This window comes from Desulfuromonas sp. AOP6 (assembly GCF_009731355.2).
Classification (GTDB): domain Bacteria; phylum Desulfobacterota; class Desulfuromonadia; order Desulfuromonadales; family SZUA-540; genus SZUA-540.
Genome location: NZ_AP022810.1, coordinates 1,156,683 through 1,172,545 on the forward strand (window position 1 = coordinate 1,156,683; position 15,863 = coordinate 1,172,545).

Consider the following 15,863-nt stretch of genomic DNA (forward strand, 5'->3'; position numbering starts at 1 on the left):
CAGTTACACTTTGATTTGCGTCCTGTCTTTGGCCTTAAGCGGGCCCTATCGATGTAAAATGAGTTTATTTATGGAATCGAATGCGGAGCTTCACTGCCTGTCCGACTGCCAGGGGTATGAGGCTGGCGCCAAGAATCAGCAGCCATTCCCGCGGGCTTGGGGCGACCAGTCCGAGAATTTTCGAGAGGCCTGGCAGGTAGATGGCCGAAAGCAGCAAGCCGATGCCGAGACCGATCGCGCCCCAGATATGGGGATTGGTGGTAATCTCGTTGCGCAGCACGGGGCTGGCGGGATCGCGCATATTGAAGACGTGCCACAGGCGGGCCAGCACCAGGGAGGAGAAGGAGATGGTGACAGCACGTTCGGCGGGTATCTCCCAATGCACCAGGGCCACGGCAAACGCTCCCAAAACGGCGATGGTAAATATCAGGGTGTAGCCGCCGATGCCCAGCCAGTGTTTGCGGGTCAGCACCGGCTCCTTGGGGTCGCGCGGCGGCTGCTGCATGATCCGCGGGCGGGCTTCCCCCATACCCAGCGCCAGGGCGGGAAAAACATCGCCAATCAGGTTGATGTAGAGGATCTGCAGCGGCAGCAGGGGAAGCGGTGCCCCGACCAGCGTCGCCAGGGTGATGATGGCGACCTCGCTGACGTTGCCGGAGATCAGGTAGGTGATAAAATTGCGGATGTTGTTGAAAATGCCGCGCCCGTACCGGATCGCCAACACGATGGTGCCGAAGCGGTCATCCTTGAGGACCATGTCGGCCGCCTCTTTGGCGACCTGGGTGCCCCGTTTCCCCATCGCCACACCGATGTCGGCCTTTTTAAGTGCCGGCGCATCGTTGACCCCGTCGCCGGTCATGGCGACGATCTCCCCCTTGTCCCGATAAAGGGAGATCAACGAAAGCTTCTGCTCGGGCGTAACCCGCGCAAAGATGGAGGCCTGCACAATTTTTTCCTGTTCCTCGGGCGAAAGAGATTCGGTGTCCTGCAGGATCTCTCCTTTGAGGGTTTTGGATGCATCCGCCTCAAGGCCGACTGCCGCGGCAATCCCCCGGGCGGTGGCGGGATGATCGCCCGTCACCATAATGACCCGTATGCCGGCGCTGGCGCATTCCTTCAGGGCGTCGGCCACATCCTGGCGCGGAGGATCGTGCAGGGCGGCAAACCCCAGCAGGGTCAGATCGCCGTAGGGGTCCTCGTCTTTGCTGTCGATCTCTTTAGCGGCCAGGGCCATCAGCCGCATGCCCTCTTCGGCCAGCGCCCGGTTCTGCTCCACCCATTCACGGCGCCCCTGCTGCGACAGCTCAACCACCTCGTCTTCCTCCGCTACGCGGGTGCAGCATCCCAGCACCGCTTCCGGCGCGCCCTTGACCGCCACCAGAATCTCACCCTCGTATTCGTGAAAGGTCGCCATCATCATCGTTTCGGCACTGAAGGCTTCCTCGCGGATTTCGGAATAATCTTTCAGCAGTTCCTGGCGATGCACTCCCGCCGCTCCAGCGACGCGTAGCAGGGCGGTCTCGGTGGGATCTCCCAGTTCCTCTTCCTGGTTGAGGGAGGCGTTGTTGCACAGCACACCAACCCGCAGGATTTTCTGCAGGCGCGCGTCCTGCTTCGGGTCGGGCCCCTCCTCTTCGTCGATCTCAATCTCTTTTCCGGACAGGATGAAGCGGCGTACCCGCATGCGGTTTTCGGTCAGGGTACCGGTTTTATCCGTGAAGATGACGGTCGTCGCACCCAGGGTTTCCACCGCGGAGAGGCGGCTGATCAGGGCATTGTGTTCGGCCATGCGCCACATGCCGCGCGCCAGGGCGATGGTGGCCACCACCGGCAGCCCTTCCGGCACGGCGGCGATGGCCATGGCAATGGCGGTCTCCAGCACCAACGCCACGTCCCTTCCGCCGATCAGTCCGGCCGCCGCTACCACAATGCCCATTACCAAGGTGAGCAGCACAAGGCGCCGCCCCAGCCGCTCCAGCCGTTTTTCCAGCGGCGTCATTTCATCTTCGGCCTCCTGCACCAGGCCGGCGATGGTGCCAATTTCTGTATTCATGCCGGTGGCAGTGACAATGCCGGCTCCAGAACCCGAGGTGACGGCGGTGCCTTTGAACAGCATGTTGGCGCGCTCGGCCAGGGGAGTGGATCGGTCGAGGGGAGCTGTCGTCTTCGGAGCAGGGACGGATTCTCCTGTCAGGGCGGATTCATCTGCCCGCAGCCGGTTTGCTTCGAATAGACGCAGATCGGCCGGGACGAGGTCGCCTGCGTCGATCTGTACCACATCTCCCGGTACCAGCTTGGCGGCAGAAATCTCACTGTCCTGCCCATCCCGTTGGACGCGGGCGCTAACGCGCTCCAGGCGTTGCAGCGCTTCCATCGAGCGGGTCGCCTTGAGTTCGGTGATAAAGCCAATCGCCGCGTTGAGCACGAGCGCAATCGCCACGGCAACGCTTTCGAGCCATTCGCCGAACAGAAAGGCGGCGGCCGACGCGACGCCGAGCAGGATGATCACCAGGCTCTTGAACTGATTGACCAGAAGTTTCCAGATGGTGACCTTCTGTTTCTGACGCAGCCGGTTGGGGCCGTAGACGTGACGCTGCCGACGAACCTGCTCGGCGCTCAGCCCCTGTTCCGGGTCAAGGTCAAAGTGTTTGGCAGCTTCCTCTGCCGGAAGAGCCCAGGGGGATTGAATCTGTTCGCGCTTTTTGTTTTGGCTCTCCGATTTTTCAGGCATTGGCACCCACCCGTTTCATGAGTGTTTTTGCGGAAAATTTATCTCGGGAAACGGTAGCCATCATTTCAATTTAAGCATTCTGGCGTTAACGGCGACGATGACGGTGGACAGGGACATGATAAGCGCGCCCATCGCCGGTGAAATGACAATCCCCCAGCGTATGGCGACGCCGGCGGCCAGGGGGATGGCAAAGACATTGTAACCGGTGGCCCAGATGAGGTTCTGCACGGTTTTGCTGTACGTGGCCTTGGAGAGGCGGAAGATGTTGGCCACGTCCCGGGGATTTGAATGGACAAGGACGATATCTGCCGTTTCGATGGCCACATCGGTCCCGGCCCCGACCGCAATTCCCAGATCGGCTTCCGCCAGCGCCGGGGCATCATTGATACCGTCACCGGTCATGGCAACCTTGAAGCCTTTATCCCGCAGCTCCCTGACTTTTGCGGCTTTGTCCTCGGGGAGGACTTCGGCAAAATAATCGTCGATCTTCAACGTCTTGGCCACGGCGGCAGCTACTTCCTCCTTGTCCCCCGTCATCATCATGGGGCGGATTTCCATATCACGCAGGGTTTTAAGGGCCTCAGCCGATTCTTCACGAATCGTGTCCCCCAGGGCGATGGCGCCGACGGCGGTATCGTCCTCTACAACGAAGACCACGGTGCGGCCCTGGTCGTGGTGTTCCTGCAGCGGCTCTGCATCGTATGCGATGTTGTTTTTGTCAAGATAACCGGGGGCCATCACCCGGATCGACCGTCCTTCGACTTTTCCCTGAATACCCTGGCCCTTGATGGCTTCAAAATTCTCAACTTCGGGCACTTTCATGTCGCGCTTTTTCACTTCCTGCAGAATGCCTGCGGCGATGGGATGTTCAGAGCGGCTTTCAAGGGCCGCTGCCAACCGCAGGATTTCTTTTTCATCCTGGTCGCCAAAGACAATGACACCGCCGACCTCAAATTTCCCTTCGGTGAGGGTTCCGGTTTTATCGAAAACGACCACGTCGATATGGCGTGCTGCTTCAAAGGCGTTACGCTCACGGATCAGCAGGCCGTTCTTAGCCGCCAGACTGGTAGAGGTGGCGACCACCAGAGGGATTGCCAGCCCCAGGGCATGCGGGCAGGTAATGACCATGACGGTCACCATGCGCTCCATGGCGTCGACGAAGGGGGAACCGATAAGGAGCCAGGCCGCAAGAGTGGTGAAGCCGACCGTGATAGCGATGACGGTCAGCCAGAATGCGGCCCGGTCTGCAAGTCCCTGTGACCTGGATTTGGATTCCTGGGCGGCGCGTACCGTTTCGATCACCTGGGAAAGAAACGTATCTTCGCCGACTTTCTCCGCTTCCACCGTCAGAGTTCCGTCGCCGTTAATGGTGCCGCCGATGACCTCCTCGCCTTCTTCCTTGCGCACTGGGCGAGACTCGCCGGTCACCATCGATTCATCGACCCGGGAAGATCCTTCCTTGACCGTACCGTCCGTGGGAATCTTCTCGCCGGGCTTGACCACGAACCGATCCCCTTTTTCGAGTTGGTCGACCGGCACATCTTCGGTTGATCCCTCCTCATCCAACCGATGTGCCTCGGTCGGCATAAGCTTGACCAACTCGTTCAGCGCCTTAGAGGCCCCCATGACCGATTTCATCTCGATCCAATGACCGAGAAGCATGATGTCGATCAGGGTGGCCAGTTCCCAGAAAAAGACCTTGCCCGGCATCCCCAGCGCGACCGCCGCGGAATAGAAATAGGCCACGCTGATCGCCAAGGCGATCAGGGTCATCATCCCCGGTTGCTTCTCTTTGATTTCGTCATAGAGGCCGGTCAGGAATGGTTTGCCGCCATAAAAATAGATAGCTGAGGAGAAAGCCAGCAGCACATAGTGGTCCCCGGGGAAGGAGATGACCTTGGCAAGGCCAAAGAGGGACTGAAGCATCGGCGAGAGAATCAGGATGGGAACCGTCAGCACCAGGCTGATCCAGAAGCGCCGCCGGAAGTCGGCAGCCATCATGGCATGATGGTTCTCATGATCTTCATGTTCTTGGTGGTGCGGATGATTGTTTTCCTGTTCGGATTCTTTAGTCATGCAACTCTCCTTTGAAATGAACAGGCTGCGCTCGCACAGCCGTTTTCACGTCACAGGTTCAAAACGGTCTTCGCAATCAGGAAATAGACCAGCAGGCCGGTGGCGTCGACGATGGTGGTTACAAAAGGGGCGCTGGCCACGGCCGGGTCGACGCCGAAGAATCGGGCGGCAAGCGGCATCATGGAGCCGACCACGGAGGCCAGGGTACAGATGGACAAAAGAGTCAGGGAAACCACCAGGGCCAGTGCGTGCCCCGCATACAGACTGACCGGCAGGTAACTGAGCAGGCCCAGCATAGTGCCGAGCAGGAAGCCGACGCGCCCTTCCCGCAGGATGGTGCGGATAAAGTCGCTCGGCTGGACGTCTCCGATGGCCATGCCGCGCACGATGGTGGTGGAGGACTGGGCGCCGGCGTTGCCGCCGGTACCGATCAGCAACGGGATAAACAGCGCCAGGCTGACCGCCGTTTCCAGCGTCGACTCAAAAAAGGTGAGTACTTGCACGGTCAAGGAGGCGGCGAAAATCAGCACGACCAGCCACAGCACCCGCGACTTCGCCAGGCGAAAGTCCGAAACGGAAAAGTAGGGCCGCCCCAGCGGCTCGGCACCGCCGGAACGGGCCAGATCCTCGCTTTCCTCCAGGGTCAGAACATCCATGGCATCGTCAACGGTCACGATCCCCAGCAGCATGCCATCTTCGTCAACGACGGGCACGGCCAGCAGGTCTGCCGCCTGCAGCAGACGGGCGACCTCTTCCTGGTCAGCGTCCGGTTCGACGGCATGAGGGTCTTTGTGCATGATTTCAGCGACCTGTCGTTCGGAATCGCCGAGCACCAGGTCACTCAGTTCGCACAGCCCCACCAGTCGGTTCTGTTTGTCGGTTACGGGCAAGGTGTGAATGGTTTCGGCCTTGCGACCGTTTTTGCGGATATAATCCAGTGCCTCCAGGACCGTCATCAACGGGCTCAGAGCCAGAAATTCAGGGCTCATGATGCGCCCGGCGGACTCTTCCGGATAGCTGAGCAGCTGGTTGGTGAGTCGCCGCTCCTCAGCGCTCAGCTCCGTCAGGTATCCTTCCACCACTTCGGCGGGGAGTTCGTTGAACAGCCGCGCCCGGTCGTCTGGATCGAGTTCTTCCACGAGAAAGACGGCGATTTCCCGCGCTGTCACTGCCAGCATCCGTTCCTGCTGAGCGACGTTGAGCTGTCTGAAAACATCGAGGGCTTGCTCTCGGTTTATCTGCCGGAAAAGGGTCTCCTGCTGGCTTGGCTCCAGGCGGGCCGTTTCTTCAGCGATCTGCAGCGGCGTTTTGTCACTGAGCCAGGCCTTGATTTCACCGGGATTTGTAAATTTCCAGCTTTTATCCGTCTTCAAAATCGCCTCCGGTTGATCAGCAGTCTCTTTGGTGGATACACGTCTACTGGCTTTTATTTGTAACAGATCAAGAGGATACGGCCAGCACTCAAGCCCGAATTCGGTTAGGAAGGAGGAAAATCCGGTTTAGGCGGAAAAAGGGGATCCCTTCATGGGGGCAAGGTTCCTGGTGCCGGAGTCTCACCAAAAGGCAAGGCCCCCTCGAAACTCACGATTTTAATCCTCTCCGCCCGCTTTCTGGGTCTTCTTGTCCACCTTCAAAAGAATTCGGGAAAGCAGGAAGCCGATCGCAAAGATCACGGCGGCGACGAGGATCAACGAGAGGGTCGTTGTCCAGTCCGGAGTTTCGATCGCCGCCTTGGCGCGGTCGGTCAGCAGGGCAATACCGATGATTCCCGGAGTCATTCCGGCCAGGGTGCCGATGACGAAATCCCAAAACCGGATATGTGAGGCTCCGGCCACCAGATTGACCACGGTAAAAGGAGCCACCGGGACAATCCGCACAAAAAGCATGGTCAGGATTCCCCGTTTGGCCAGGCGCTGACTTACCCTGTTAATTCTTTTGCCGGCCAGCCTGCGGACCGTGTTTCTGCCCAGCAGGCTCCCCAGCCCGTAACCGGCCAGAGCGCACAAAAGGGAACCGGTCAAGGAATAAGCAAACCCGGAATAGGGTCCAAAAACCAGGATTGCCACAACGATCAGGACCGTAACCGGAACCATCAGCAGGCCGAAGACGATGAAGCTGAAAATAATCAAAGGCGGCGCCATGGGCAATTCACTCAGGCGTGTTGCGTAATGAAGCAAGGTTTCAGGATTCAGCCATTCATTCAGAGGGGTAAATCGCCAGGCTGCGGCAAGGCCGAACAGCAGTAACAGAACTGAAACCCACACTATGGTTCTGCGGCCGGCCGGTTTAAACTGCTGATGGGGGACAAAGTGATTGAGGAAGCGCTCGGCGTCGATTGGCTGTTCCGGGTCGGCCAGGCTGAGATCCTCCAGAATCTGGGGGTCCGGATCGGTCAGGTGCGGTTCCAGGGGCCTCAGGGAGCGGCCATTGCCGCAAAGCATCTCGATGCCGCGTCGCACCGATCCCTGCTGGTCGATCCGGGTGGCGACCTCGGCAGCATCACAGCCGAGATGCTGGCTGAGCAGGCGATTTCGGAAAGCACGCACGACCGACGTCACCCGCGTATCATCTGGCGCCGCTTCCAGGGCCAGATCACATTCCGTATCCAGCCCCATGGAGCGATTATTCAGGTTCGCGGACCCGATCCGCAGAAATCGATCATCGATGATCATGAGCTTCGCGTGCAGGTTGATCGATAGCTCGTCCAGTTCAGGCTGATTGGCGTAATAGACAGAGAAGCGTCCGTGGCGATCTGCCTCCCGCAGGGTCCTGATCAATGCGACACGCATGGTGTCCATTACTTGCTGAGACAACCAGCCATCGACTGTCAAGGGCAACACCAGAATGACCTCCGGGCCATCCACGTCCGCGAGTTTTTCTTTCAGGGCCTCACAGATCGCTGCTGACGTGAAGTATTGATTCTCGATGTAGATATAATCTCTGGCCGCTGCAATCGCGTCGAGATACAGCTGCTTGACCTCGTAAATCCCCTCGATGCCCCCAAACGGCGGTTGCGTCCGTGCAATGGCAACATCCACGTTCTCCAAGGCGACAGACAATTGATCCGGCCACAGCTCTGGACCAGCTTTCGGAACCGGCAGGTCTTCGCCGGTCGCGCGCTGCCAGCGTTCCCGGGCCAAGTATCCAAGCTCCGCCGCGGCTGGACCGGATACCGCCATCTGTACATCGTGGTAGGGCCTGATCGGCAAGGAGGTACCGTCAACCGTGGCACGGCGCGGGTCATCGGGACGATGTTTCGGGGTGTCCCAGCGTCCGCGGGTCAGGTCGAGCCCGCCGGCAAAAGCGAGCTGGTCATCCAGCACCACCACTTTTTGATGATGGGAAGAACCGAGGGGACATTGGTCGTCCAAGTGGAAGCGGAGGTGTTTGTGACTGTTGACTTCAAGTTTGTAGATTGGCAACCATTCGCGATCGAGCGCAAACAGCAAGACAAAGTCCCAGTTGAGAATGCAGGCTCGCAACCGTGGCTTTTCATTCAGTAGGTGATTGAGCAGGTCCCCCAGGGCCGTCGGATATTTGGGCGATCCCTGTTTTGGGGGGGGAATCAGGTGCAGGTGGCTGTAGATATCCCAGGAGAGAATCAGGATCTGCTGCTCCGCACGCGGCAGGCTTTCATAAAGGGCCTGAAAATAATCGGCGCCGTCAATCAGCAGGGCCACTTTATCGGCCCGGCAGATTTTCCAGCAATTCCGGCCGGGCTGGAGAATTCTTGACGATTCCATAGGTTCTCCCGTTGTCGCTGCACTGAAGGGGAGGGCCACGGCTCTAAGTTGGTCGTGAGTCGGTCACAAAACCCGAACAGGTGAACGTGGGGGACGTTACTGAATGCTGATTACCCCGAGTTGAATCGCGTATTGCGCCATTTGAGCCGAGTTCTCCAGGTTCAGTTTTTTCTTGATCGCCGCACGGTGCTTGGCGACGGTTTTCGGACTGATATATAAAATCTCTGAAATATGAGCCGTTTGGCGCCCCATGGCCAGCAATCGAAAAACCTGTTTTTCGCGGTCACTTAAGGCCTGATACTTGCCTAAAGGGTCGCCCTCCTCATCCCGATGGGCCAAATAAAAACGGATAATAGAGGGATTCAGGGCCGCACTCAACGCATAGCCGCCTCCATGCACCTCATGGATAGCGGCGACCAGTTCGGAAGCCTGGGCACATTTAAGAAGATATCCGCGCGCGCCTGCTTTTAAGGCGCGATATATGGAGACTTCTTCGCTCTTCTCCGTGAAAATGACTATCGGCAGGTCTTTTCGCGTCTCCTGGTAGAGACGGATTGCCTCCACACCGGCCATGTCCGGCAGGTGCAGATCCATGACAACCACATCGATAGCCAGTTCGCGGAGCAAATGAAGGCCGGTTATTCCGGCAGCCGCAGTCGCTGAGACCTCGACGTCGGTGTAATCCTCAAGTAGCAGCTCAAGACCAGCGCCCACGACGGGGTGCTGATCGACAATCAGAAGATGTAACGGGCTCAATCTGCGCTCCTTAGAAACCTGTGGGAGAAAAGTATGTCGACCTGAAGAGGTAGATTGCTACCCTCAAGAGTAGCATTCTGCTCATTGCCAGACTTACCTGAATGGCTAAACTTTACCATGAGTCAGTTTTTTAGCCAGTCTACCAAGAGACCTGAAAAGATGGCTTCCAGGCAGGTGAGAATCGCGCAAACAGGAAACAGGAGATCGCCATTTGCTTTCGAATCTTGAAAAGAGCCGAAGCAGGAAAAGATCTCGCAACCCAATGAAAGGATGGGTGAAATGACAGAGTATAAAGACAGATTTAGTGACGCGTCCGAAGAGCAAACCAAAAAATCTGCTTTTGTTTGTGAAAGCTGCAAAACCGAATACAGCAAAGAGGATGCGAAAGAAAAAGGCAAAACCTGTTGCGGCAGGTCCATGAAAGAACTGGTTCAGGAAGGTTTCGGACCCTAAGTGACTTGAACCTTGTCACATAGCCGACAATCATGACCTGCGATCTGTGCCACAGCTCAATCTACCGGCCTGACGAGGGGAAGGTTGCGGAAAAAAAAGGGGATCTGCTCGCGGCTACCACCGATGGCAGGTCCCTTTTTGCGCAAAGCAGCAGCGGGCGTCGGCCAGAAATTCCCGGAAATCTTCTTCCAGCTCCTCCCGGTGTTCTTCCAGGTCACGCATGGCCTGCGCCATGGGCAGTGGTCGTTTAAGGCGCTGGGACACTCTTTCGAGTACGCGGCCTATCACTGCGGGCTCCCGATAGGATACCAGCCAGTTGTGTTCGATCATCCGAGGTGCGATGCGCTGCAGTCCTTCGGCGAGCTGGTCGTGGTGGATGCGCAGCAGATGGTAGATGCTGGCGGCAAAGTCTTCGAGGGGGATGGGGGAAAATTCGCTCCAGTGTTGGGCGAGGAAGTGATCGTAAAAAATGTCGACCAGAATGCCGCGGCAGTGGCCGTAGTCATGGTGCAGGCGGATTTTGCTGCGGCGAAAGGCGGGGTGGTTGTGGGCGAAGCTGTCGAGCTGGCGGTGCTGGTGCAGGCCGTGCCGGATGGCGGGGGGATAGCGGTCGTCCAGGCGACCTTTGACGAAGTCCCCCATGAGGTTGCCGAGCAGGCAAGGGGGCTCGGGGTCGGACAGGTAAAGGTGAAAAAGATAGTTCACCGGCATTCCCTGATGAAAGAATGCTGCCCGTCTCAATTGGCGACGGGCAGCCCTTTCAGGTTGTCTTGCGCGAGCTGACGCGATTCGCTGCCGTGGGAAATTTCGTCGAGAATAAGCCGATAAAAACGGCGGGCGCCATCGACACACTGCTCCTGCAACAGCAGGGCGCTGACTTCGGCGATGATCTTGGGATTGTCCCCTTCGTGGGAGTGAAAGCCCCGGTACAGGTCAAGGGCTTCATCCAGCTCGCCCTGCAGAAAGCGCAGCTTGGCCAGCCCGATCTGGGCGTATTTGTCGAAACCGTTCCTGAGGATGCCGAGGTAGGTCTTTTCGGCCCGGTCGAATTCACCGAGGTTGCGGTAGGCGTCTCCCAGGCGTGAGAGCATGTTGACCGTGCCCTCATGTTTTTCGAGGATGCGTTCCCAGGTGGCGATGGCCGTGCGGTATTCGCGTTTCCAGCGGTAGTAGTTGCCAAGACCGTAGAGGGCGTAGGGGTTGTGACTGTCGATTTCGACGGCCTTGGCGTAGAAGTCCTTGGCCTTTTCGAAGTCGAAGCGTTTCCAGTAAAGGTTGCCGACGATGGTGAGGATATTGATAAGCTCGGGGCGGCGCGCCAGCACCTTTTCATAGTATTCGATAGCTTTGGTTTCGTGCCCCTGTTTGTGGTAGAGGTCGGCGATGCCCATGAGAGTGTAGTGGTCGCGCGGATTGAGCTTGAAGGCCTGCTGGTAGTGTTTTTCCGAGTCGCCGAAGTGACCCATCATCTTGAGACCGTCGGCGATGCGGGTGATGACGAAGATGTCGTTGGGGCGCAGGCGCAGGTAGGTCTGCCAGAGGACCACGGCTTCCGGGAACTGCTTGAGTTCGCGCAGGGCATCCCCTAAACCCCTCAGGGCGAAGAGGTTTTTGCCGTCGGCCTTGAGCACCTTCTGGTAGTAGGGGATCGATTCTTCCATGGCACCCAGGCTGCGGCAGGCATCGCCCATGCCGGTGAGGGCGTAGGCGTTTTCCGGTTCCATTTCAAGGGCCTGGGCAAAGGCCTCTTTGGCCTGGTGCCATTTGTGGGCCTTGGCCAGTTGGTGACCTGTGCGGGTGAGTTCAACGACCTTGCGGTGCTGATGGCTTTTGGTGGCGGGGCGGGTCTGATCGTTGCCTTTATCCATCGGATGGTTTTACCTTTCTTCATTTTCCGACGTCGCGCGTCGGTTCTTCCCGTTCAATTCATCATTTGTTCATCATTTTAGTGCGGCAGAGGTTCTGCCCATTCGATCTCCACCCGCGTTCCCCACATGTGAAAGCCGATGGATGCTGCTATGTTGCGGGCCTGGCCGCGAATACGCAAGCCATCCTGTTTGACGCTGGCCGGCAGGTTGACGGGGTCAAGCCGATCGCCGTCGTCCGTGACAATGCCGAAAAAGCCCCCTTCGAGGGGTACGTAGGTCACCGATCCGATGAAGGAAAAGGTGTTCACCGGTTCTTCCTTCAACTCGGCGGCTTTGAGACTGGCCCTCTCTCTGGTGCAGGCGGCGCCGAGCAGGAGCACGGTGAGAATGATGAGGATGGACCCCAGTCGCTGCGTCATGGCTCACATCATCCTGATCTTGCTTTTGAGGATGAGTACCTCAAAAGCCATGGCGGCCTTGATATTGAGCTGCTGCAGTTCAAGAATCCATTTTTCATCCACTTCCCGTTCACTGGTGACAAACAGGGTCCCGATCAGGCGGCCATGAACGATGAGGGGCGCGAGCAGCACAGCGGAGGGGACACGATTGCCCAGTTCCTTGAGCAGGAGGGAATTGAAGGGCGCACGGGGCACGGGCCCAAGGTAATAGCTGTGGCTGTCGTGGATGGTCTTGAGAATGGAGGGCTCATCGAGAGGCACGCAGAGCGTGTCGAAGCCTGGCACCGGGCGGCCGCCGACGCAGGCCTTCCAGCCGTAGGCATTGTCATTGCGCAGTAGAAAGAGGGCGCAGCAGTCGAATTCGCCACCGAGATATTCAACCAGGATATCAGCGATCTCTTCGCGGTCGCCGCACTCGGCCAGTTGCTCGGCCACCGAACCCAGGGTGTAGGGTTCAATCTCCTCCGGTTCTTCTTCAGGCTGAAGTTCCTGCCGGGTTGGCTCGGCTGGAGGAACCTGTTTTTCGCCAGCGGGAGCCGGTTTTTTTGAAGGTGTCGCCCCTTCGGTAGAGGATTCAGGAATATCCCAAAGCTCGTCATCTTCAGGGAGAGACGGCGGGGTGGCGGCTATCCCCTTGTTTTTGTCAGCGAGGGAGCGAACGAAACGTTCTTTGGGCTGGATGCTGTAATAGCGATCCAGCGCTTTGACGATGTGAAGTTCGGGAGCGACGACAGGCTGAACAATATAGCCGGTATTAAAGGCAATCTCATCAATGGCCGTAAAATTGGAGGGATCGGCCATGGCCAGTATCAGGCGATTGTTTTCGAGGCGAATGGGAATGACACTGTATTTTTCGGCCACGCGCGCCGGGATGAGCTGGAGAATGGTGAAGACGGCGTGGTCCAGCTCCTCGGGCTCTATCGTGGGCACCCCGAGCTTTTTGCTGAGAACCCTGGCGATGTCCTCCTCTTTGAGAAAGCCGAGCTCCAGCAGGTTGGTGCCCAGGCGACCGCCATAGAGAACTTGATTTCGCAGTCCTTCTTCAAGTTGCGAGGCTGTCAGCAGCTTTTCTTCGATCAGCAATTCTCCGAGACGAATTTTCATAAAATATCAAGCCATTCGGGTGAGGGGTGAATGCATGGTGAAGGATCAGTTGCGTTCAGATTCTGTCGTGTCTTGCGCGGCTGCTGCCATTTTTGATCCCGTGGAAATATCCCTGTTCTGAAAAGAGGCCAGGTGCGGGGCGATCAACGCCTGGAATTGCGCCATGTTCTCGGCAGAGACAGGCGCCGAGGCCGGGGCCTTGATGCGGGCCGGGTTGATGGGCGCCCCGTTCTTGCGCATGCGGAAGCACAGATGGGGGCCGGTGGCCAGGCCAGTGCTGCCGACGTAGCCGATGACCTGTCCCTGGCTGACATGCCGCCCGTTGCGCATGCCGCGGGCGAAGCCATTCATGTGCAGGTAGATACTTTCGTATGAGCCGTTGTGGCGGATTTTGATGTAATTGCCGTTTGCCCGGGTGTAGCCCTTGGCGATGATGGTGCCGTCGCCGACACTTTTGATGGGAGTTCCGACGGGGGCGGCATAGTCGATGGCCGGATGGGATTTCCAGGTTTTGGTAATGGGGTGGAACCGCTTCATGGAAAAGCCCGAGGAGATGCGGGAAAAGGACAGGGGCGCTTTGAGGAAGGCCTTGCGTACGCTTTTGCCCTCGGCGTCGTAGTAGGACGGATTCTGTTGACCGTCCTGAAAGAGGAAGGCCTGGAAGAGGTTGCCCTGGTTGGTGAACTGCGCCGCCAGCACGCGGCCGTAACCGGCAAAGCTGCCTTCGCGGAAGCGTTTTTCGAGGATGGCCTGAAAGCTGTCCCCTTCGCGGATGTCGAGGATGAAGTCGATGTCCCAGGCAAAGATGTCGGCCAGGGTCATGGCCAGTTCTGGCCCTTCGCCGCTGTCAGTAACCGCCTCGAAGAGGCTGGAGGTGATGATGCCGCCGACGCGTTCGATGCGTACGGTGTATTCAATAGGAACGCGCGCTACGTCAAAGCTGTCCTCGGCCCGGCGCACCAGGAGCTGGTCGTCGGCGTTGATCTCGTACTCAAAGGATTCGAAGGCTCCGTCGCGCAAGATGAGTTTGTAGGGTTGTTCGACGCAGATTTTCGACAGGGGGAAGATGTCACGGCAGCGGCGGTCGAGATGGAGAATCTCTGCCGGGGAGAGGTGCTCGCCCAGCAGGGTGGTGACGGAATCGCCGGGGCGAACAGTTCCTTCGATCACTTCCTTGGTGATTTCGGGGAAGGTCGGCGTGGTGATTTCCTGGTCCGTGTTCGTGTGGGCTTCAAGGGGCGAAACGGTGGGGCGGTTTATCAGCAGCAGAGGTGTCAGCACCAAGCCGGCCAGCAGCAGCACCCAGAAAAAACGGGGTCGTTTATTGGCGCGGCTGCGTTGATAACTTTTGGGGGGATTAAAGTCGCGGTTCACGCGCTGCCTCTACAGGATATGCCAGTGAAGTGCTTGGTCTTAGGTTTCACCGGAGAGTCTGTTTCATCGGTATTGCCTTGTGCGGGCAGTCGGGGGTATGCTACCAGCTTTATTGCGGTCTTGTCCAGTCTCAGGTTTTCTGTCAAGAGGATAAACAATGATCAATCAACAACGGCTTGCTGACGAATTTGCCCGACTGGCCTCCATCTCCAGCCCCTCCTTCCGGGAAGGGGCGATCTCCCGCTACCTGAGCGAGCGCCTGCGCCTGCTTGGCGCCGAGGTGCGCGATGATGGCGCCGGGCCGAAGGTGGGGAGTGAAAGCGGCAATCTCATCGCCTTTTTTCCCGCCCGCGGCAAAGAGACCGAGCCGCTGATGCTGTCGGTACATATGGATACGGTGGAACCGGCCGAGGGGGTGCAGCCTGTCCTTAAGGATGGCGTATTCACCAGCGCCGGCGAGACAGTACTCGGGGCCGACGACAAGGCAGGCATCGCCGAAATAGTGGAGGCGATTCAGGTGCTGCAGGAAAGGAATATTCCCTATGGTCCGCTGGAGGTGGTGATCACTGTCTGTGAGGAAGTGGGACTGCTCGGCGCCAAAAATCTGGACTTTGGCCTGATCCGTTCCCGCCGGGGTCTGGCCCTTGATACCTCCGGGGTCGATCTGGCTATTCATCGCGCCCCCTGCGCCAATAAAATCCGTTTTGAGGTGCGCGGTCGTGAAGCCCATGCCGGCATTGCGCCGGAGATGGGACTCTCCGCCATCGCCGTGGCCGCGCGGGCGATCGATCGCATGCGCCTGGGCCGCATCGATGAGGAGACGACGGCCAACATGGGGACGATCCGCGGCGGGCAGGCCACCAACATCGTGCCCCGCAGCGTCGTGCTCGAAGGGGAGGCCCGCAGTCACAGCCGCCCGAAGCTGGAGCAGCAGACGGCCCACATGATCGACTGTTTCAAAGAAGCGGCCCGGGAGCTGACCCGTGACATTGGCGGCAGCCCGGTCTGCGCCGAGGTCGTCACGGAAGTGATGTCCGACTATCCGCTCATGGCGGTGCCACGGGACGCGAGCATCGTGCAGCTGGTCGAGGCCGCCAGCATCGCTTTGGGGCGTACTATCGAAGTGAAAGGTGCCGGCGGCGGCAGCGATGCCAATATCTTCAATGGCAAGGGGATCGAAACGATCATTCTCGGTACCGGCATGAGCAACGTGCATTCGGTCGACGAGTTCGTGCGGGTCGAGGATATGGTCCGCGTCAGCGAACTGCTGGTTGAAATCATCCGCCAGGCCTAGGAGCAT

Annotated in this window: 11 protein-coding genes; 1 reads left to right on the plus strand and 10 read right to left on the minus strand. The window is 58.4% G+C overall.

Annotation, left to right across the window (positions count from 1 at the left end; translation table 11 throughout):
* Positions 1–64: 64 nt before the first annotated feature.
* The 10 genes from AOP6_RS05520 to AOP6_RS05565 all read right to left on the minus strand — a co-directional run bounded on the left by AOP6_RS05520 (position 65) and on the right by AOP6_RS05565 (position 14,563).
* Positions 65–2,731: a cation-transporting P-type ATPase gene (locus AOP6_RS05520; RefSeq protein WP_155875608.1), complete on the minus strand. Its 2,667-nt coding sequence runs from the start codon at positions 2,729–2,731 to the stop codon at positions 65–67.
* Positions 2,732–2,791: 60 nt separating this feature from the next.
* Entirely contained in the window at positions 2,792–4,807 is a 2,016-nt protein-coding gene (locus AOP6_RS05525; protein WP_213194774.1) for a copper-translocating P-type ATPase, read from the minus strand.
* Positions 4,808–4,857: 50 nt separating this feature from the next.
* Positions 4,858–6,180 carry a magnesium transporter gene (gene mgtE, locus AOP6_RS05530; RefSeq protein WP_213194775.1) on the minus strand — a complete coding sequence of 441 codons (1,323 nt, stop codon included), beginning with the start codon at positions 6,178–6,180 and terminating at the stop codon, positions 4,858–4,860.
* Positions 6,181–6,396: 216 nt separating this feature from the next.
* Positions 6,397–8,550 (minus strand): VTT domain-containing protein, encoded by a 2,154-nt coding sequence (locus AOP6_RS05535; RefSeq protein WP_155875610.1) that lies wholly within the window; start codon positions 8,548–8,550, stop codon positions 6,397–6,399.
* Between the two features lie 96 nt (positions 8,551–8,646).
* Positions 8,647–9,306 (minus strand): response regulator transcription factor, encoded by a 660-nt coding sequence (locus AOP6_RS05540; protein WP_155875611.1) that lies wholly within the window; start codon positions 9,304–9,306, stop codon positions 8,647–8,649.
* Between the two features lie 567 nt (positions 9,307–9,873).
* Positions 9,874–10,464 carry an ACP phosphodiesterase gene (locus AOP6_RS05545; protein WP_155875612.1) on the minus strand — a complete coding sequence of 197 codons (591 nt, stop codon included), beginning with the start codon at positions 10,462–10,464 and terminating at the stop codon, positions 9,874–9,876.
* A gap of 32 nt (positions 10,465–10,496) precedes the next feature.
* Positions 10,497–11,627: a tetratricopeptide repeat protein gene (locus AOP6_RS05550; RefSeq protein WP_155875613.1), complete on the minus strand. Its 1,131-nt coding sequence runs from the start codon at positions 11,625–11,627 to the stop codon at positions 10,497–10,499.
* A 77-nt stretch (positions 11,628–11,704) separates the two neighbouring features.
* Positions 11,705–12,046: a hypothetical protein gene (locus tag AOP6_RS05555; RefSeq protein WP_155875614.1), complete on the minus strand. Its 342-nt coding sequence runs from the start codon at positions 12,044–12,046 to the stop codon at positions 11,705–11,707.
* 3 nt (positions 12,047–12,049) lie between these two features.
* Complete coding sequence (locus AOP6_RS05560) at positions 12,050–13,189, minus strand: GAF domain-containing protein (protein WP_155875615.1); 1,140 nt, start codon at positions 13,187–13,189, stop codon at positions 12,050–12,052.
* Positions 13,190–13,234: 45 nt separating this feature from the next.
* Positions 13,235–14,563 (minus strand): M23 family metallopeptidase, encoded by a 1,329-nt coding sequence (locus AOP6_RS05565; protein WP_155875616.1) that lies wholly within the window; start codon positions 14,561–14,563, stop codon positions 13,235–13,237.
* Positions 14,564–14,720: 157 nt separating this feature from the next.
* On the opposite strand from AOP6_RS05565, the gene AOP6_RS05570 reads away from it, so the two are divergent.
* Entirely contained in the window at positions 14,721–15,857 is a 1,137-nt protein-coding gene (locus tag AOP6_RS05570; protein WP_155875617.1) for a M20/M25/M40 family metallo-hydrolase, read from the plus strand.
* Positions 15,858–15,863: the final 6 nt, after the last annotated feature.